The organism is Siphonobacter sp. SORGH_AS_1065 (genome assembly GCF_030818595.1).
Lineage (GTDB): Bacteria > Bacteroidota > Bacteroidia > Cytophagales > Spirosomataceae > Siphonobacter.
Genome location: NZ_JAUTAM010000004.1, coordinates 1495970 through 1515085 on the forward strand (window position 1 = coordinate 1495970; position 19116 = coordinate 1515085).

General features: G+C 43.8%; 17 protein-coding genes. 10 read left to right on the forward strand and 7 right to left on the reverse strand.

From position 1 onward, the window contains the following. The first annotated feature begins 200 nt into the window (after nucleotides 1-200). The 3 genes from QE390_RS06820 (at nucleotide 201) to QE390_RS06830 (ending at nucleotide 3480) form a co-directional block, all read left to right on the forward strand. Entirely contained in the window at nucleotides 201-500 is a 300-nt protein-coding gene (locus tag QE390_RS06820; protein ID WP_094810619.1) for an HU family DNA-binding protein, read from the forward strand. 183 nt (nucleotides 501-683) lie between these two features. Continuing rightward, nucleotides 684-1532: a lipopolysaccharide assembly protein LapB gene (locus QE390_RS06825; RefSeq protein ID WP_106637499.1), complete on the forward strand. Its 849-nt coding sequence runs from the start codon at nucleotides 684-686 to the stop codon at nucleotides 1530-1532. A gap of 391 nt (nucleotides 1533-1923) precedes the next feature. Further along, nucleotides 1924-3480, forward strand: a complete 1557-nt coding sequence (locus tag QE390_RS06830) for an Rne/Rng family ribonuclease (RefSeq protein ID WP_106637498.1) — start codon at nucleotides 1924-1926, stop codon at nucleotides 3478-3480. Nucleotides 3481-3529: 49 nt separating this feature from the next. Here the strand turns inward: QE390_RS06830 and QE390_RS06835 are convergent, their stop codons facing one another. Then, nucleotides 3530-4549 (reverse strand): hypothetical protein, encoded by a 1020-nt coding sequence (locus QE390_RS06835; protein WP_307141580.1) that lies wholly within the window; start codon nucleotides 4547-4549, stop codon nucleotides 3530-3532. A 238-nt stretch (nucleotides 4550-4787) separates the two neighbouring features. Here QE390_RS06835 and adhP point away from each other — a divergent pair, with 238 nt between their 5' ends. Continuing rightward, complete coding sequence (gene adhP, locus QE390_RS06840) at nucleotides 4788-5822, forward strand: alcohol dehydrogenase AdhP (RefSeq protein WP_106637496.1); 1035 nt, start codon at nucleotides 4788-4790, stop codon at nucleotides 5820-5822. An 82-nt stretch (nucleotides 5823-5904) separates the two neighbouring features. Here adhP and QE390_RS06845 read toward each other — a convergent pair whose 3' ends face one another. Further along, nucleotides 5905-6294, reverse strand: a complete 390-nt coding sequence (locus QE390_RS06845) for a DoxX family protein (RefSeq protein ID WP_307141581.1) — start codon at nucleotides 6292-6294, stop codon at nucleotides 5905-5907. A 119-nt stretch (nucleotides 6295-6413) separates the two neighbouring features. On the opposite strand from QE390_RS06845, the gene QE390_RS06850 reads away from it, so the two are divergent. Next, a complete protein-coding gene (locus tag QE390_RS06850) occupies nucleotides 6414-6752 on the forward strand; it encodes a helix-turn-helix domain-containing protein (protein WP_106637494.1) in 339 nt (112 codons plus the stop codon). Between the two features lie 319 nt (nucleotides 6753-7071). On the opposite strand, the gene QE390_RS06855 is transcribed toward QE390_RS06850, so the two are convergent. Both QE390_RS06855 and QE390_RS06860 read right to left on the reverse strand, forming a co-directional pair. Next, the gene (locus tag QE390_RS06855) at nucleotides 7072-7470 is read right to left on the reverse strand and encodes a hypothetical protein (RefSeq protein WP_307141582.1); all 399 of its coding nucleotides are present in this window, start codon (nucleotides 7468-7470) and stop codon (nucleotides 7072-7074) included. Between the two features lie 75 nt (nucleotides 7471-7545). Further along, entirely contained in the window at nucleotides 7546-7941 is a 396-nt protein-coding gene (locus tag QE390_RS06860) for a hypothetical protein (protein WP_307141583.1), read from the reverse strand. Nucleotides 7942-8215: 274 nt separating this feature from the next. Between QE390_RS06860 and QE390_RS06865 the strand changes: the two genes are divergently transcribed. The 4 genes from QE390_RS06865 to QE390_RS06880 all read left to right on the forward strand — a co-directional run bounded on the left by QE390_RS06865 (nucleotide 8216) and on the right by QE390_RS06880 (nucleotide 12549). Then, nucleotides 8216-9511, forward strand: coding sequence for a metallophosphoesterase (locus QE390_RS06865; RefSeq protein ID WP_307141584.1), 1296 nt, complete (start codon nucleotides 8216-8218; stop codon nucleotides 9509-9511). A 307-nt stretch (nucleotides 9512-9818) separates the two neighbouring features. Beyond that, a complete protein-coding gene (locus QE390_RS06870; RefSeq protein WP_106637491.1) occupies nucleotides 9819-10700 on the forward strand; it encodes a dienelactone hydrolase family protein in 882 nt (293 codons plus the stop codon). Between the two features lie 305 nt (nucleotides 10701-11005). Further along, nucleotides 11006-11209, forward strand: coding sequence for a hypothetical protein (locus tag QE390_RS06875; RefSeq protein ID WP_157830389.1), 204 nt, complete (start codon nucleotides 11006-11008; stop codon nucleotides 11207-11209). Between the two features lie 245 nt (nucleotides 11210-11454). After that, nucleotides 11455-12549, forward strand: coding sequence for a ferredoxin--NADP reductase (locus QE390_RS06880; RefSeq protein ID WP_307141585.1), 1095 nt, complete (start codon nucleotides 11455-11457; stop codon nucleotides 12547-12549). A gap of 63 nt (nucleotides 12550-12612) precedes the next feature. Here QE390_RS06880 and QE390_RS06885 read toward each other — a convergent pair whose 3' ends face one another. Both QE390_RS06885 and QE390_RS06895 read right to left on the reverse strand, forming a co-directional pair. Continuing rightward, nucleotides 12613-12972 carry a GLPGLI family protein gene (locus tag QE390_RS06885; protein WP_307141587.1) on the reverse strand — a complete coding sequence of 120 codons (360 nt, stop codon included), beginning with the start codon at nucleotides 12970-12972 and terminating at the stop codon, nucleotides 12613-12615. A 441-nt stretch (nucleotides 12973-13413) separates the two neighbouring features. Further along, nucleotides 13414-16233, reverse strand: coding sequence for an outer membrane beta-barrel protein (locus QE390_RS06895; protein ID WP_307141588.1), 2820 nt, complete (start codon nucleotides 16231-16233; stop codon nucleotides 13414-13416). A 295-nt stretch (nucleotides 16234-16528) separates the two neighbouring features. Between QE390_RS06895 and QE390_RS06900 the strand changes: the two genes are divergently transcribed. Further along, a complete protein-coding gene (locus tag QE390_RS06900) occupies nucleotides 16529-17101 on the forward strand; it encodes a porin family protein (protein ID WP_307141589.1) in 573 nt (190 codons plus the stop codon). A gap of 51 nt (nucleotides 17102-17152) precedes the next feature. On the opposite strand, the gene QE390_RS06905 is transcribed toward QE390_RS06900, so the two are convergent. Beyond that, nucleotides 17153-19057 (reverse strand): ATP-dependent DNA helicase RecQ, encoded by a 1905-nt coding sequence (locus QE390_RS06905; protein ID WP_307141590.1) that lies wholly within the window; start codon nucleotides 19055-19057, stop codon nucleotides 17153-17155. Nucleotides 19058-19116 lie beyond the last annotated feature (59 nt).

A 19116-nucleotide genomic window follows, 5' to 3' on the forward strand; every position in this document is an offset into this window, starting at 1 on the left:
CCCCGGTCTTTTTATTTAGTTTTTAGCATAAATTACCTTCTAAAAACCTTACTATTAGGTATTTATAAAAAAAATATCGAGGACTTTTCTGAGGAATTGTTTTGCAAATGAATTCAAACCCGTACTTTTGTGCCTCTAAAATTTTGAGCCTTAGGCACTTTCTCAATAAAATAATTAATAAACCTTTAAAGTTTACCCCAGTGACCAAAGCAGACGTTATCGCAAAAATCGCCGAAAAGACCGGCATTGACAAAGCTGATGTAGCTCAAAGTCTGGAGACATTCTTCGGCGTAGTGAAAGAGGCTCTCGTGGATGGCGAGCCGGTATACGTTCGCGGTTTCGGCAGCTTCGTAAACAAAAAACGAGCTAAAAAAGTAGCACGGAACATCTCTAAGAATACAACGATGGAGATCCCTGAGCACTACATTCCTAGCTTCAAACCAGCGAAGGAATTCACAGAATCAGTAAAGACTTCTGAAAAAGCTAGCCAAGCTGTTTAATCAGTTCGGTTAGAGAACAGGCAGGGTAGGAAGAAAATAGCTGTCCTCTTCTACTTTCTTTCTGCCCTTTTTGTTCACAAGTGTATTCAAGTAATGAATTGATTTGCTTTGGTAGTTGTTGAATTTGTGACTTTCTATCCGAATGGATTCTAACGGTCCCAAATTTTAGTAAACATTACTCCTGTGAAAAAATCATTTATCGCCCTTATTGTTGTTGCAGCGGCTTCGATCGGCGGTCTTTATAGTCTGCCCAAGATTGCTGTGAAGGATGATAAACGTGCTGCCGCAGAAACGAAAGTACCAACGCAGTCAGAAGCAGCTTCAAAACCTGCCTCTTCAGCTCCGGCAGCTGAAACTCATCTGCAACCCGTTTCAACCGAACAAAGACAGGCTTTGGATAAAGCTCGTCAGACGTTTGAAACAACCAGCAAACCCACGGACGAACGCATTCGGGCCGCTGAGCAATTGGTGGAACTCTTTACTAAAGTTACCCGGTTTGATAGTGCAGCGTATTTCGCCGGAGAAATTGCTGGATTACAACCTTCTATCGACCACTTTTTAAAAGCGGGCGATCGGTATTACGAAGCCTTTACGTTTGCCCTTGATTCTGACAAAGCGGCAACTCTAGGCCAACAAACGCGTGATTGGTACCAAAAAGCATTAGATAAGAACCCTAATCTGATGCAGGCCAAAGCCAACATGGCTATGACTTATGTTTCTACGGCGAATCCTATGCAGGGTATCGCCATGCTGCGTGAGGTCTTAGAACAGGATCCTGACTTTGAACCTGCCTTATTTAACCTGGGTATTTTGTCGATGCGTTCCAACCAGTATGAAAAAGCGGTTGGACGTTTTGAACGAATCCTGCGGACTCACCCCAACAGTACTCGCTCGATGTTTTATTTAGGCATCTGCTACGCTGAAACGGGCCAAAAAGAAAAAGCCAAGTCTCTTCTTGAAGAGGTGCGGAAGAAAGAAACTGATCCCTCCATTCTGGCGGGAGTCCAGGAATACCTGGAACAGTTAAAATAATTTTTTAACGTCGTTGACGGTTATCGGTTCGTTCTGAATAGATCTACTGTTCGGGCAACGGTAACTACCAACATTAAACTCATTACAATTATGCCTTGCGGAAAAAAACGTAAACGCCACAAAATTGCTACCCACAAACGCAAAAAGCGTCTCAGAAAGAACAGACACAAGAAGAAATAACATTGAGTGAAAGGTGAAGAGTGAAAAGTGGTTTTTCACTTTTCACTTTTTAGCTTTTCATTTTTCACTCTCTGGGCTGGCTCGATGGAGTTACAGCCTTTTTGTGTATCCACCCATTCCTGTTCTATCGGAATAACAGATTCAGCCCTACCGATTTTCGAGGAGGTATGATGCTGTATTCTATTATTCCTTAACCCTCTGAGCATCACCTGTGAGCAATGAATTAATTATCAATTCGACTCCCAAAGGTGATAGAATCGCTCTTTTGCAGGACAAAAGAATCGTTGAATATCACTTTGAAGAGTCTGAAGAGCACTTCTCTGTGGGCGATATCTACCTGGGCACCGTTAAAAAACTGGTTACCGGGCTCAATGCCGCTTTCATAGATATTGGGTATGAGAAAGACGCCTTCCTTCATTACCTTGACTTAGGCCATAATATCAACTCCTTGAATAAGTTCACCAAGGACGTTATTGCCAAACGAGTTAGCGACGGAATGTTAAATGGCTTTGAAATGGAGCCGGAAATAGATAAGCATGGAAAGATTGACAAGGTCTTAGCTAAAAATGCTCCTATTCTGGTTCAGGTTGTCAAAGAACCCATCTCAACCAAAGGTCCTCGACTTTCCTGCGATATTTCGATTGCAGGCCGCTTTTTAGTGCTAGTGCCTTTTGGCCATTCGATTAATATCTCTAAAAAAATTACCAGCAAACAGGAACGGCAACGTCTCCACCGGCTGGTACAGGGCATTAAGCCTCCCAATTTTGGAGTAATTATCCGAACCGTAGCCGAAGGAAAAGAATCCGAAGAGATTGAACTGGACCTCCGAAGCTTGCTAGCCAAGTGGGAAGCCGGAATGAAAGCTCTTCGTGATGCCAAACCCCGGGACAAAGTCATTGGTGAAATGAGCCGGGCCACGTCGATCATGCGGGATATGTTGAATGATAACTTCGACAGTATTACGCTTGATAATAAAGAAATGTACGAAGAGGTACGTTCGTATGTCACTCAGATTGCCCCCGAAAAACAGAACATTGTTAAATTCCATCAGGGAAAAAACAAGGTGTTTGAACACTTCGGGATTGAGAAGCAATTAAAAATGCTTTTTGGCCGTTCCGTCAGTTTACCCGGCGGCGGTTATCTGATCATCGATCATACGGAAGCCTTACACGTCATTGATGTAAACTCCGGTAATAAATCCAATCAGGAAGAAAGCCAGGAGGACACTGCCGTCAATGTTAACATGGAGGCAGCGAAAGAAATTGCCCGTCAGTTGCGGCTTCGGGATATGGGTGGTATCATCGTCATTGATTTCATTGACATGAAAAAGCCCGAAAATAAGAAGCAGATTTATGATGTGATGCGGGAAGAAATGAAGCTCGATCGTTCGAAATTCACCATTCTGCCACTTACTAAATTTGGTCTTATGCAAATTACCCGTCAGCGGGTAAGGCCTGAGCTTAACATCCAGACCCAGGAGGTTTGTCCAACCTGCGGCGGAACGGGAAAGATTACAGCGAGCATCGCAGTTTCGGATATTGTGGAACAGAATCTGGACTACGTGCTGAGCAAACAGAATGAAAAAGGGCTGCGAATTATGCTTCACCCCTATCTGTATTCATTCTTCATGAGCGGTTTTCCGTCTCGCCGAATGAAGTGGTGGCTGAAGTATCGCACCTGGGTTAATTTGGTTCAGGACAGCTCGCTGGGTGTAACCGAATTCCACTTTTATAATAAATCCGGGGAACCCATTGAGGTTCACGGATAGTAAATACGAAGAAAACGGGCCGGAATCAAATGATTCCGGCCCGTTTTCTTTAGTAATAGTTACGAAGAAAGTCTTTCAGATTTTCATAGTTCCGATTGCGATTGACCTCATCTTTCAATTGCTTAATAGTTGTTTTTAGCTTTCTGATTTCCTGGGCAAACTTGACATCCATCCGCTGGGGTTCGGCTACGAAGCGAGCGTGAAAATCATTCTTTCTTAAGTCATTCAACTGACTTTGTAGCTGATCTGCCTGTTTCTTTAATGCCTGATTATAGCTGATCATTTCTGGCATATCCGCCAATTCCTGGGCTTCAGAATGTTCACTTTGCAGTTTCAGTAAGGCAAACCAGTTCCCCTGCTGATACGCTTCTGTTACCTGCTGCATTAGCTTTGTCTTATACTCCCGCCAGGCTTCGTCCCGCTCCCGATCCGGGTGAAAAAGTTTAGCTAAAGCCATATAAAGCTTCCGTAACGGCACCATTGCTACGGGTACAGATTCTGGATTACTAACTGCCTTTTTCTGTTTTTTCTTCTCTTTTTTTTCTGCCCGCTTCTGCCGTTTTTCGTCCTGACGGGCCTGCTGCTTTCCAATTTCTTCGGCCACATAAGCCCGAAGTTCTTCTTCCGAGTTAATGGGAATGCCTTCAAAACTGATTCCAAATTGTTCCGAAAATAGTTCTTTTAACTCCGCCAGACGGTCTTTCTCGGAAACGTTCTTCTGCCCCGTATGCTCGTTATAGATGGCCCGCAGATCTTCCCGGCCAAATCTTCGAATCAATACTTCTGATTCCTGGATAATGAATTCCTTCAAAGCCACTTTTTCAGCTTTACGAAACGCTTTGGAATGATACGCATCATTAAATCCATGCACCCGTAACACGTGAATTTCGATTACCTCCTGTTCCAAAGGTAAGATATCATTCATTACCCGCTCCCGAGCCATGGCTTCCCAAGCTTCCTGATTTTGTAGGTCTTCCCGCAGTTTTTCAATGCGTTGCAGTTGCTTCTGAAATGTTTCCTGAGCCTCAGACGGGGCTTTTCCTTCCGGCGTATGTATGAGCTTTTCCACCAATCAATTCGAATTATTCTGCGAAGTAAAAAGATAATCTTTCAATCCATCTAAAAGGAATATACCGCAGAGTCGCCAAATATTATTTCCTCTGGCCTTTACCTTTCTGTTTAATTGATAGAATCGTTCCTTTTTATGATACAAATGAAGACCCAGGCAAGAGCCTCTATTTCATTACTTTGAGGATCGTTATTAAGTACTCTTATTGATTTCCACCATTCTTTAAACAGCCTTCTTTATGCTACCTACTACTATGAAAGCGGCGGTTGTTCGTGCCTTTGGTCAACCCCTAACCATCGAAGAAATGCCCGTTCGGCGACCCGGTCGTAACGAAATTCTGGTCAAAGTAATTGCCAGTGGCGTTTGCCATACCGATCTGCACGCTGCTGACGGCGACTGGCCCGTAAAACCCAAGTTACCCCTCATTCCTGGCCATGAAGGCGTAGGATATGTAGTTGCTCTGGGACCGGATGTGAAGAATGTAAAAGAGGGTGATGCCGTGGGTGTCCCCTGGTTATACAGTGCCTGCGGCTGTTGCGATCATTGCATTACGGGCTGGGAGACGCTTTGCGAAAGCCAGCAAAACGGAGGGTATAGCGTAGATGGAGGGTATGCCGAATACGTCATTGCGGATGCCCGTTACGTGGGGAAGCTGCCTTCCCACGTAAATTTCGTTGAAATGGCTCCGATTCTCTGTGCAGGTGTAACGGTGTACAAAGGCTTGAAAGAAACCGAAACCAAACCCGGTGAATGGGTCGCTATTTCGGGCATTGGTGGGTTGGGGCACGTAGCCGTGCAGTACGCTAAAGCCATGGGTATGCACGTAGCTGCTATTGATGTAGCCGACGATAAACTAGAATTAGCCAAACGCCTTGGAGCCGACTTAGTGGTCAATGCCAAGAATCAGGATCCCGGTGAATATTTACAGAAAGAAGCAGGAGGCATGCACGGCGTGCTGGTTACTGCTGTCTCTCCCATTGCGTTCCGGCAGGGAATTTCAGCTCTCCGCCGCAAAGGAACGATTGCCCTTAACGGATTACCCCCCGGAAGCTTTGATTTACCTATTTTTGAAACGGTGCTTAAACGTATTACCGTTCGCGGTTCTATTGTGGGCACGCGGAAAGATTTGCAGGAAGCCATTGATTTTGCCGTCGAAGGTAAAGTCAAAGCTACGGTTCACACAACGCCGCTTGAATCCATCAATGAAGTGTTTGACCAGATGAAAAAAGGAGCTATCGAAGGTCGGATGGTCATGGAAATTGCTTCTGCTTAATGCTTTCTTCCCTCTTTTTTATAGAAGTACAAACAGGCGGCTTTCAGTCGCCTGTTTTGTTTTATGAATACCTCTTATTTCATCAGGTGGTTTTTAAATAACGACCCCAAGCCACAAACAGGGCTAATGAAGCAAAAACGGCATTAAACCCAACGGAAGAAATTTCTCCTCTGGTCACGTGAAAAACAATAGCACTTATCATTAAGGCGACCACTCCGGCGGCGGTGAAAGCTATAAGCTGAGGTTTAGTCTGGAATAAACCTGGTACAATCAAACCTAGTCCTCCTAACAAATCAATACAGGCCGTCAGTTTTACAAATTCAGGAGATACGTCTCCCGTCCACGGCCACATGGTTGCTAATTGATTGATCGGCTGAACCCATTTCATTGTCGCCGCCCAGATCAGGGTAACTGCCAGTAAGATTTGAACCATCCACAAACTCATCTTTAATAGCTTTGATTGTTTTTTCATGCCTAGTTATTTTAGAACAGGCTAAAATTAGGTATCATCGCTTTCCGTTAGATAGTACTATCCTATTGGATAGCACTATCCGATGGGATAGTAACGACTCATTACATTTATACCTTGACATGCTCAACGGAACCCCTTGTCCTAAAACCTATTTATCCATCAAGGATGCTTTGGAAGCACTGGAAGGTCGCTGGAAGTTATTGATCTTATTTGCTTTATCTGCCGGCCCCCGGCGGTTTAAGGAATTATCGAGAGACGTACAGGGAATTACGGATAAGACGCTTTCGAAGGAATTAAAGGCTTTAGAGCTAAATCAGTTAGTTAACCGGGAAGTCAAAGATACCTTTCCGCCAACGGTAGAATATTCCATTACTGAACACGGTCTTTCGCTGGAGAAATTAATGGATGAACTGCATTACTGGGGGCTGGCTCACCGGGAGAAGATTATGGGGAAATGATTCTGGATTATTTATCTTATTTGAGTTGAAAGATATAAACTTGTTCCCATTAACGAGTAATATAAAAGTATATTGATTATTAAATAGATCACTTCTTTACCAACAACAGATTCTCTTTCGAACGTAGTGAGAACTTCGGAGATCAGTATACCAATGGATAGAAAAACTAAGACTACTGAAGCTATAAAAAAGCAGTAAACTATATTTTCGTAATACGAATAACTAAAATTACTTTCACTAAAATAATAATTTTGAATCCCAAATAATAGTATCATTAGATACAATACTATTTGATACTTATAAGCTTTTATTATATTCATTATTTCCTTAGTTCACAAATAATTTTACCAGAATTTAATTCTAATGTAAAAGAATTATAGTAACTACGATGTACAAAATTTCTATAAAATTCATTCAAATACCGTTTCATCATACGACTATCTAGATTCCCCTTATCTTCTTCTATAGTTAATACATAACCTTCCAGATCCTTTATCTTGCCTGTCTCAACGTCTCTGAAGTACCAGAGCGTATCTTCGTTATTATAAACATTTGCAGAAATACCATACTTACTATTTAGAGTATGAAGCAGCCGTTCTGTTTCCAAATTTGGAAAATAAGGGCGTTTAGCTCGTAAAAACCACACAAATGGATTTAAATAGATCAATAGAGGTAAAAGTACAAGACCTATAAAAGCTATTTTCAGTATTCCTTTCATATAGGATAGTATAAGCTTAAAACTCAAATATTCATCTCTAATGCTACTTCTTTCGATATTGGTGATGATAATAAATCAATGATGTGTTTCTATTCCTAAGAAGTCAGTAATTCCAAAACTGATGTTATTAAATAATATACCAATAATCCCATTTAATGCTACACTAAGAATCAATACATTTGAGTACGAGCTTAAAACTTGATTTTTATTATTTTTCAATGAATTCCAGCCAATAAAAGGAATAATTATGACAAGTATAGGAATTCTAAAATAAGGACTAAAGACCCATACCTGATCTTCATACCAATAACTTATAATAACAATCAAATAACTTGCTAAAGAACTACCTAAGGAATAGGCAATATTCTTTTTCGAGATTTTATTTCCTCTAATTAGTTTAAAAGATTTTATGATACTATACATTACTATAACCAGCGTAGATAGTAAAAAAGGTATCAGAATAATTCCCATTGATTATACTACTTTGAAGTAACAGATGATGGTTAGGTACTAAATAATGCTTCAATTTAAGAAAAAGGAGAGATTACTTATGCTTCTTAGGCTAAAATCTCTAGTTGCCGAAAGTTACCTTATTGGCAATTCATACTAGCCCATAACCATAAGGTTAGCATTAATAGACCCTACAATCGGCAATCCAACCGCTCATCCCAAAAATATAGGCTTTTGAACTATCTCGGCTGGTACGCTTGTTTCACTCTTTAGAACTGATTCTTACTACTTCCCGATGAATAGAAGTCTTACACTCCTTATAACATTAGCCGTGTTGCTGGTTGCTGACTGGTATGGCTTTCAAGCCGTGAAAACGGCTACCCAACACGCTTCGTCCGGCTGGCAACGCTTCGCCCGGATTTTATACTGGAGTTTTCCAGTAGTAGCCTTATTCATGTTACTTACTTCGGTTACCCTGGGTAGCGATTTTTGGGGCAAGTTCAGGCTCTTGCGGGGCTTTCTCTTTAGCTATATTCTGATTGGGTATCTGGGAAAGATTTTCATGATTCCCTTCTTATTACTCGACGATCTGGGTCGCGGGTTTCGCTGGGTTATGGCTCACTTCAATTCGTCTTCGCCCGTAGACAGCTCGGAAACGCAACAAGCCGTTATCGCTCCTGAGCCGCATCCACAAAAGGATACCATTACCCGAACGGAGTTTTTAAGTAAAGCGGCTTTGGCGGCTTCGGCCATTCCGGCAATTGGTTTTACGTACGGAATTGTTTCCGGTGCTCACGATTACCGCATCCGTCGCATCCCACTGGTGCTTAAAAACTTACCCCGCGAATTCGACGGACTACGGATAGCCCAGATTTCAGACATCCATTCGGGAAGCTTTTTCAATAAAACAGCCGTCAAAGGTGGAATTGAAATGTTGATGGGCGAAAAGCCCGATGTGGTCTTCTTTACGGGTGATTTAGTAAACGACCGGGCCATCGAGGTAAAAGATTACAAAGACGTTTTTGATAAAGTAAAGGCTCCTATGGGCGTATTTTCAACGCTGGGTAATCATGACTATGGCGATTATACCCAGTGGAATAGCCTTCAGGAAAAACGTCAGAACCTTTTAGATCTCGAACGGGTCCATAAGGAAATGGGCTACGATTTATTACTTGACGAGCATCGTTTTCTGGAAATGAATGGCGAAAAGCTGGCCATCATTGGTATTCAAAACTGGGGTACGGGCGGTTTTGCTCAGTACGGTAACTTGAAAAAAGCCATTGCGGGTACGGAAGACGCTCCCGTGAAGCTGTTACTTTCCCACGATCCCAGCCATTGGGATGCTCAGGTCCGCACGCAATTCCCAGAGGTAGACGTGCAGTTTGCGGGCCACACGCACGGGATGCAATTTGGTGTAGAAACCAAGTACTTCCGCTGGAGTCCTGTTCAATATCGCTATAAGCAATGGGCAGGTCTTTACGAAGAAGGCAATCAGAAATTGTACGTAAACCGAGGCTACGGTTACATTGGTTACCCTGGTCGGGTTGGTATGCCCCCTGAGATTACCATTTTTGAGCTGAAAAAAGGGTAATGTTTTTTTTGTTTAGTGTTTAGAGTTGGTACTGCCTCTGTTGCTTCCGGCCAACTTCTGTTATCATCAGAACTTTGGGTTATCGAAATTTATTGACTTATTAACTATGGTACTCTTGCTGTCTGCTCTAAAGCTGGTAGCAGACTTTAAAAAAATAGCTGGCCTTTCTGCCAGCTATTTTTTTGGGATACCAAACTCTAAAGATCGAACCCAAAACCCCAAACTCCCACAGAACATCTTTTATACTTAGCAGTTTTATACTAGTAACACACCTCGTTGTCGAGGGCTTTCCTAAAAATAGAAACGCATGAAAAAGCTACTCCTTGCCATTACTTTGGTTGCTAGTGGATTGAGCTCTTACGCTCAAAGTTGCTGCGAACAGGCTGACGCTGCTTGTCACGATACGAAAAAAGAAGCCATGCGTCCTGATGAAATGCAGTTGATGGCCTCTACGAAAGAATTCCAGGCGATGCACGCCGAACCCCGGCCTTTTACCTTCACCAGTAAAGCAGGTGGTGAAATGATTAAAATGGATGCACCCGATGGTCAGGCGGCCAGCGGGTTTTTAATTAAAGCGAAAAACCCTTCCAACAAGTATCTATTAGTATATCAGGAATGGTGGGGCCTCAATGATTACATTAAGCAGGAAGCCGAAAAATTCTATAATGAGTTGGAAGGTCAGGTAAACGTGCTGGCTTTGGATATGTATGACGGGAAAGTAGCCACCGCTCGCGAAGATGCCGGTAAATATATGAGTCAGGCGAAGCCAGAGCGTTTGGAGGCAATCATGAAAGCCGGAATTAATTACGGCGGGGCGAAGGCCAAATTCGCGTCTATTGGCTGGTGTTTTGGTGGAATGTTATCCCTGAAATCTGCAATGCTGGAAGGTTCTAAAGCCGTAGGCTGTGTGATGTATTATGGCCGCCCCGAGCAGGATATCGACAAACTGAAAACGTTGAAAACGGACGTGATTGGCTTTTTTGGTTCAAAGGATAAGGGCATTCCCCCTACCCTTGTAGAACAGTTTGAGAAAAACATGAAAATGGCAGGCAAACAAATTGACATCAATATGTATGATGCCGACCACGCCTTCGCCAACCCCAGTAACCCGATCTATGACGAAAAAGCTACCAAAGACGCCTTCGAAAAAGCCTCGGATTACCTCAAGAAAAAGCTTTTGAGCGAATAGATTTGAAGTTTTGAGCTAAATTATAGCTGCCGTGGCTAGTGTCCTCACAACCATTATTCTTTAGCAGACTGGCTGGTGAAGACACCAGCCAGGGCGGAGGGTCCATCCAGACCGGGGCCAATTCCGGCATTCCCCCCGGATTATCATCCGGGGCTATCCATATGGAACCCCTCCGGGGCTACGATTCCCTTTCCCACTATCTCTCTTATCTTTATGGGTTTTCTCTTTCCAACTGACAACTCAAAACGACAATAAGAAATAAACAGGCGTAACTTGCGTTAATACTTTATAAACTAGACAATCTGATGAAAAAGCTTCTTCTCACTCTCTTGATTGGAGCCATGGTGTTACCCGAATACGCCTCGGCATCTACCTATTCATCCGGTACGACGGTTCAGATGGAACAGGCCAGTGCCCGCCGACGCAAATCCTATCGCAAGAAAAAAGGATTTATGTGGGGATTGTTCAAAAAGAAAAACAAAGGCTGCGGCTGCCCTAGCTATAAATAAAGTTATTATGTTTTGAGTTTAGGGTTACAGAGTTTTACTACGATTCATTAACTCAAAACAACAAAACGTTTACATTTTCAACTGAAGACCGTAAACCAAGAACTGTAAACTTCTAAACCCGTCCCGGATGGACGGGTTTTTTCGTAGGCTCTCTTACCTTTGTAACACTTTCCTGAGGAAAGCATCCGATTTAGTCTTTTTTCCTTATTAATAACCAGTAAAAGCCCTGGTTATGATCCGATACAATGAGCAAGTATTTTCATTTAACGGTTAAAGAAGTCGTTCGTGAAACGGAAGATACCGTTACCATACATTTCTGGCATCCGCCGCATGCAACCATTGCATACAAGGCTGGTCAATTCCTGACGTTAATCGTAACCGTTGAAGGAAAGAAACTTCGCCGGGCTTACTCGATGTCCAGCTCCCCAACGAAAGATGCGTCCATTGCGGTGACGGTGAAGCGACTGCCTAACGGACAGGTTTCGAATTACCTCAACGATCACGTAAAAGCGGGTGATGTCATCGAAGTCATGGAGCCCATGGGTCATTTCGTCTATGAACCGAAGCCTGCTAAAAGTAAATCGTTGTTTTCTTTTGGGGGTGGCGACAAAGGACGTCATTTAGTCTTTTTCGGAGCAGGCAGTGGCGTAACGCCTTTGATGTCAATGCTAAAAACAGCATTACCCGCCGAGCCTCAGGCGAAGGTTACGCTTTTTTACGGCAGTCGCACCGAAACGAATATCATCTTCCGCGATCAGCTTTCGCAGTTACAGGAAGAATACGGCAACCGTCTGGAAGTAATTCACATCTTAAGTCAGCCCAAAAGCTGGTCTGAACGTACGGGTCGTATCAATCAGCAGGCGGCCATTCGTCTACTCGATGAAACGGGTATTAAAGTTCCCGCTGCGGAGTATTACCTCTGTGGCCCCGACGGTATGATGGAAGAAGTTCAGAACGCCTTAACGATTCTGAAAGTCCCCAAAGAACAAGTACATAAAGAAAGTTTTGCACCTTCAAAAGACACCCATGGCGAAGTGGTAGAAGAGGAAGATGACAGCAAACTCAAAGCTCGCGAAGTAACTATTATTTACGAAGGAGCGGAATATAAAGTAGAGGTAAAACCACACCAGACCATTCTGGAAGCGGGCCTTGAAATGGATATTGACCTACCCTATTCCTGTCAGGCGGGTATGTGCACGGCCTGCATGGGTCGTTGTCAGTCGGGAAAAGTAATGATGGACGAAGAAGACGGTCTTACCCCTCAGGAAATTGCCTCGGGTTTTGTGTTAACCTGCGTGGCACACCCGCTCAGCGATGGAGTCGTGGTAGAAATCGAATAATTACGAAAAAGAGCAAAGTCAAATGGCTTTGCTCTTTTTGTATCCTTAACTGAATTTACTGACTTAATTCCACAGGTTAACTCCCCAGTAAGGATTTCGCCTGGCTCCTATGCTGTCTTTGATATGCTCTTTAATGATGCGATCGTGATCGGCCATATTGATTTTCTTCCCTTTCATTTTCGGTAAAACCAGCTCTTTAGGATCGACTTTCTTCATTTCGACTTTAGTAGCCGTGATCACACTCACGCCGTCGTTATAATCCAGTTCCAGAATAATTCCGGGTAAACCGTACATCCGCTCAGGGCCTACTGATACAGGAATATCGTCGGCAAACCAGGCAATAATCTTCTGGTTTTTCACAAGGTCTTCCGTTTCTGCCTTCATGCAAATGTGGCCCGCGATGTCTTTCAACTGGTTCAACACTTTCCACTTGGGGGCCTTTAGGGAATCCTGAATGATATAGGGTTTTACCCGCAAATTCCTGAAGCTCTGTTAAGGTTTGCTTTTCGAAATTTCGCTGAATAACGTAATCAGACTGCCGCCAGGACCATCGACCGTCATCCGTCTCCCCTTGTTCTCCGATGTAGGTGTAGAGGCTTTGATCGGGTGTAAACGTCAATTTCATTTTCTGCTTATCCCCCTCTTCATTCCCCCACATCATCTTCGCCCGATCTTTTTCTTCCTGACTCAAATAAGGGAGTTTAGCGACCATTTTCGTATAACTCGTATTTCGCTCGTAAGTCACGGTTCCCTCCAGTTCCTGAGCCTGTGCATACGTACACATGACCATGAGCCAACCGAATACAACCAGTAATTTCTTTTTCATCGACAGATTTGGTTAATGTGTAATCTGATTAAAATCCATTATTGCGACGCATATTCGCCTTCACACCCCGCATGTTGTAAGTGTAGCTTAGCATGAAATAACGGGTAATCGTTTCCACCCGCGTCTGCGTGAAGTAGTTTACCCGAAGCTCCCTGCGTAATACCCAAGTTTCTGCGGAACAAGTCATATGCCGAAAGACGTACTTCTGACTTCTTAGCCTTACCCAGTAACTTATATACCGCCAGATTCAGAATCGGAATGTTCTGATTTAAACCGAAGCGATCATTCTTATAAAGCCGGTAGTCAAACGTAGCATTGAAGTACGCCTCCCAGGGCAGTTTTACGTTCATCTGACCGCTATAACTCTGATTCCAGATTTTTTGATTCTGGGTAGTATTAATTGAATACCTCACATTGCTATAACTCCAGTTGGCATTCCCGTAGAACGTAAACTTCTCGCTTGGCGTTAATTCCAGATTCGTACCCCAGTTATAGCTATTGTTATTCGTCCGGTTTTCTATATCGTTAATCAGGGTATAATTACGATTAAAGTTAATATTGGTGTTGAAACTGATGTTGGCCTTATTCTTCTTGAGCGGAAAACCTACACTCAGATACGTTCCAAATCGCTGTCCTCCCGATACGTTAGCTGGGCGGGTTCTGGTGACCAGCAGGGAATCAATGGTCTGGTTGTAAACGACTTGATTTACTGCATAGTTGTAATTGATATTGCCAAAGAACCGTGTAAACGAAGAAGGATTAAAATACTGATATCCCGCGTAGGCTTCATGGTTGACCGTTGGTTTCAAATTAGGATTTCCCTGCGAGATATACAAAGGATTCGAGTAGTCGATAATCGGCTGCAAATCCCGAATGGAAGGCTGCTCCACGTTTCCGGCGTACTCGGCGTATAAGTAACGATTGTTTTTCATGTCCATATTGAAACTTACACCCGGCACCACGATGGTATAATTCCGGTTGACTTCCATGACGTTCGGAGAGCTCTGATCGGCTGAAAATTTACCAGCGATATTCATATTGATAGCCGCAAACCCTGCACTGATATTGGTGCCTTTGTAATTATAACGAAGCCCCGAACCCGCCCGGTTATGCATAATTTGGTTCGTGTAATAACGGCTCAGAGAATCATTACGAAGATTTCCTTCCAATTGGTTAAACACGTCACGGTCTACTTTATCACTACGAACACCGAAGTTGTAGAAACTCTCCCAGAATACCCGCTTACTAATGGGCTGTACGTATGATAAACTGCTACGAATCTGATTCTGACGGTTGCGGTTGGCATTAAGCAGACTGAGTTGGCGGGAAAATAAAGGTGTACCCGTGGTCGGGTCAAAGAACTCGTTCAGCGAACGCTGTTCGGCATCCGAATTACCGTTATTTAATAGATAAGAAACACTGGCAGCGAAGCTCTTGCCTTTGGTTTTGAACTTCCGGCGGTACAAGACCGAGCCGGAAAGATTCAACGTCAGGGCTGAGTTCCCATTATCCTGAGTAGTTCGGTTGGTTAACTGCGTAGCCGAACGACGGTTTTGCTGCGATAAGTCCTGTGAGTAAGAAGAATTGTTAATCGTTCCGTTTGCCAGGACGATCAGCGTATTAAGCGAATCCAGATTATCTTCGTAACGTATCTGAACTTTGTGGTTATCATTCTGGGTATGTTCGTTGGAACGGCTGTCGGTTTCAAAGGCGTTATCCGACAAAATACTCTGGCGGTTAATGATTTGATTGGTCCAATTGCGACGCTGGTTGAAGTAATAATTCGACGTAAACTTCCGCTTTTTAGTTTCGAAGTTATAGTTAACCCCACCCGAATACGTGTTATTAAAACCACGGTCACTACCGCCGCCGCCGTTCATAATGATAATGTTCCCCCCCTGCATGATGATTCCATCACCGCTGTTACCACCACTGGTGATACCGCCCCCAAAACCAAAATCGGTTTCATCCCAGCGGAACAGCGAGCTACCATAAAAATCCTGACGATCATCCCAGGACATTCCCGACTGATTGATGTTATTGCCCGAAGCCACGACAGCGAACTGCTGCTTATCGTTGAATTTATTATAGTTTCCCCGCACATCTACCCGCTGGTCAGTACCTACACCAGCTTTAATTTTACCAAATCCGCCTTTTTTGAATTCTTCTTTCAAAGCCAGGTTCACCGTTTTTTCCTTCTTGCCATCGTCAATACCGGTGGCTTTTGCCTGCTCGGTTTTGCTGGTATAGACCTGCACTTTATCAATAGCTTCGGCATTCAGGTTCTTGGTAGCCGTCTTGGGATCGCCGCCGAAGAAATTTTTTCCATCCACCGTCACCCGTTTTACTTCCTGTCCCTGAGCCCGGATGCTTCCATCCTGCTCGACCTGAAAGCCGGGTAATCGACGTAATAAATCTTCCACCGTTGATCCGGGTGGCACTTTGAAGGAACTGGCATTATATTCAATCGTATCGCCCCGAATATTCAGCGGAGCTTTCGCCGTTTTCACCACGACTTCAAAAAGCTCTTTGGAAATAGGCTTCATTTTCAAATCACCTAAATCCGTTACGGCTCCTTCGGCGGGAGTTACTTCCGTCTGAAAGGGTAAGTAACCCGTGTAGGACATTTTCAGAAGGTACGTGCCACGTTTGGCATTTTTTAATTCAAAACGACCATTTTCATCCGCCCGGGCATAACTCACCAGAGCCGAATCTTTGGGCGTTAATAACATAACGGTGGTAAAAGGCAGGGCTGTGCTGGTGGTATCTACGGCTCGCCCCTTGATGGATAATCGGGTTTGAGCTTCAACCATACAGGCACAAAGAATGAAGCAGGCACTCAGTAGAAGGTGTCGCATGCGGAAAGGATAGGTTGTGAAGGACAGCGTACTCGTTATTTGAAACGAATATATTAGTTTATTAACTAAAAGATTCGTTAAAATGTGTTAATAATTTCTTATCTATTGTATCAGGCACTGGCTAAAGACGCTAAGAAGGAGTTTAGTGTTGCATTTAACCAAAAGAATATTTTCTATTAAGTACAGATCAAGGCTTACGTCAGCTACAGGTGAAAATGATGATTTCTATATTTTTCTATCCTCTGATTAATACTTTTTCGTACATACTTCCGTCAACCAATCTTTATCTTTCTTTATGAAGTTTTTTTCGAAAGTAGTTGCTCTATTTCTATTTTCAGTGAGCATTCAACATGTACAGGCTCAGTTACAGGTAGGCGTGCATGGTGCCTATGCAATTCCTACCCCTAAAGAAGCGGGGGCCAAAAACAGTTTCGGCGGAGGAATACAGGCCCGGTATTTCCTTTCACCCAACCTGGCAGCGGGGTTGGAGGCGAGCTTATTGACCTCAAAAGCTACGCTGGATTATGGCTGGGCCGGCACTTACACGGTTAAGGAGAGGTTAATTCCATTTACACCCAAAATCGAATATTTTTTTATCGATGGTCCGCTTCGGCCTTATGTAGGGTTGAAAGCAGGCTTATACTTAGCAAGCGTTTCGGTCAATAAGCAATCGGAGTCTGAATCATTTTTTGGCTTTGCTCCTAAGATGGGGGTTCAGTATAAGCTCCCACAAAATCTGGCTGTTTTTCTGGAAGGAGATTATAATCTACTACTGAACAAAAAAGAAGCTCGTGATTTAGGGGGTGATACCTTTGGTTCAAAGTTCATTCAGTTTAACCTAGGAATTGCTTATACCTTAGATTTATAACTCAGGAAAAAGCATCTATAAAAACGAGGCCGTTTATGAACGGCCTCGTTTTTATTTTAGATACAAATTACCCAAAGCGTCATAGCCAATGAGTTCATCACTAACCAATTCACGAACGGTTAACAGAAATCCATTTTCGTTTTTAGGAGCGAAGTGACTGACTAATTGCTGAATTGTAATGGCTCCGTTGGCTAAATAGTCGAGAATTCTTTGTTTTTCCTGCGAATCTCCCGTTCTAGCTTGCCGGGCTTTCTTTCGGGCCAGGCAATGATCGCAAATGCCGCATTCGTAATCCGTTTTTTCATCGAAATATTCCAGTAAAACCTGGGTTCGGCAACGGTTGGTATGGTAAGCGTAATTAATAACGGAATGTACCTTATCTAAGTCCCGATCTTTTCGGGCCGCAATATCCTTTTTGGAAAGTGGTAAAGCCGCTGCGTCATAACGAGCCGTTAAAAACGTGAGTTGAGGCTTCGTTTTTTGAGGATCGTATTCAATAATGTTCATTTCTGCCAGCCGATACAGCAGGTTTCGTACTTCGGCTTCGGTTACCAGAAATACCTTGGCAATAGCGGTTTCCGAAATGATTACATAATCAGTGAAAATACCACCGCCGTACATCCGAAGTAACAGCTTGGTAAAGGCATCAAAGCGTTCGTTCCGAACCTGGAAATCGTATAACTCCCGACTGTTAATCAGAAAATGTAAGCGTGAAGGATTATTGTAGGATTCGCTCATCTGAATAAATCCTTCGCTTTCCAACAGTTTTAGAGCATAATATGTATCTGTCGTGGCCAGTCCGAACGTAGACTGAAAATCAGTTAAATCAAAATCATAGCTACTGCCCTCACCCACGCCAATGGCCAGCCGGAAGTAGTTAGCCAGGCACTGATACACCCGCCGCACAAAATCCAGGTCAGGGTATTGCTGTTCGACTTGCTTGATGAGTTCTTTCCCATCCGCAGGAGCTACTAAAGCTACGGCATAGGCCTTTTCCCCATCGCGTCCAGCCCGGCCTGCTTCCTGAAAATAAGCTTCCAACGTATCCGGTAAATCGACGTGAATAACCGTACGTACTTCGGGCTTGTCGATTCCCATTCCGAAGGCATTTGTCGCCACCATTACCCGTACCCGACCCTTTACCCAGGCATCCTGTCGCGTATGCCGATCTGACGTACTTAAGCCTGCATGGTAAAAGGTTGCCGAAATTCCCTGTCGCATTAACTCATTGGCGATCAACTGCGTCCGGCGGCGATTGCGAACGTAGATAACGGAACTTCCAGACACATTGTCCAGAATTTTCTTCAGTCGCACTTCCTTATCTTCCGTCATAATCACCGAATACGATAAATTAGGGCGGGCAAAGCTCTGCTGAAAAACCCGCTCGTTCTTCAAAGTCAGTTTTTGAATAATATCGGCCTTTACTTCCCGCGTGGCCGTGGCGGTTAAGGCGATCAGCGGAACGTTTGGAAACATCTCCCGGAACTCGGCGATTTGGAGATAGGGCGGACGAAAATCATACCCCCAGGCGGAGACGCAATGGGCTTCATCGACAGCGATGAGGTTAATCTTCATCATTTTAGCCCGTACCCTGAATAGCTCCGTGCGAAGGCGTTCGGGCGAAACATAGAGAAACTTGACGTCATTATAAATGCAGGCATCCAGTGTATGATCAATCTGACGGTAACTCATGCCCGAAAACACTGCCTGAGCATTAATGCCCCGTTTGCGAAGATTCTCGACCTGATCTTTCATTAGGGCAATTAATGGCGAAATAACCAAACAGAGGCCTTCCCGGGCCAAAGCCGGAACCTGAAAACACAGAGACTTTCCGCCACCCGTCGGCATTAAAGCCAGCACATCGTGCCCCTCCAAAACGGACGTCACTATGTCTCGCTGCAAGGGCCGGAATTCGTCATATCCCCAAACCTGTTTTAGTATCTCGTCAATCGTCATACTTCTGATAAAATCAACGCTGGTGGCGTTTCAATCCATTATTTATTGGGCTCAAAAAT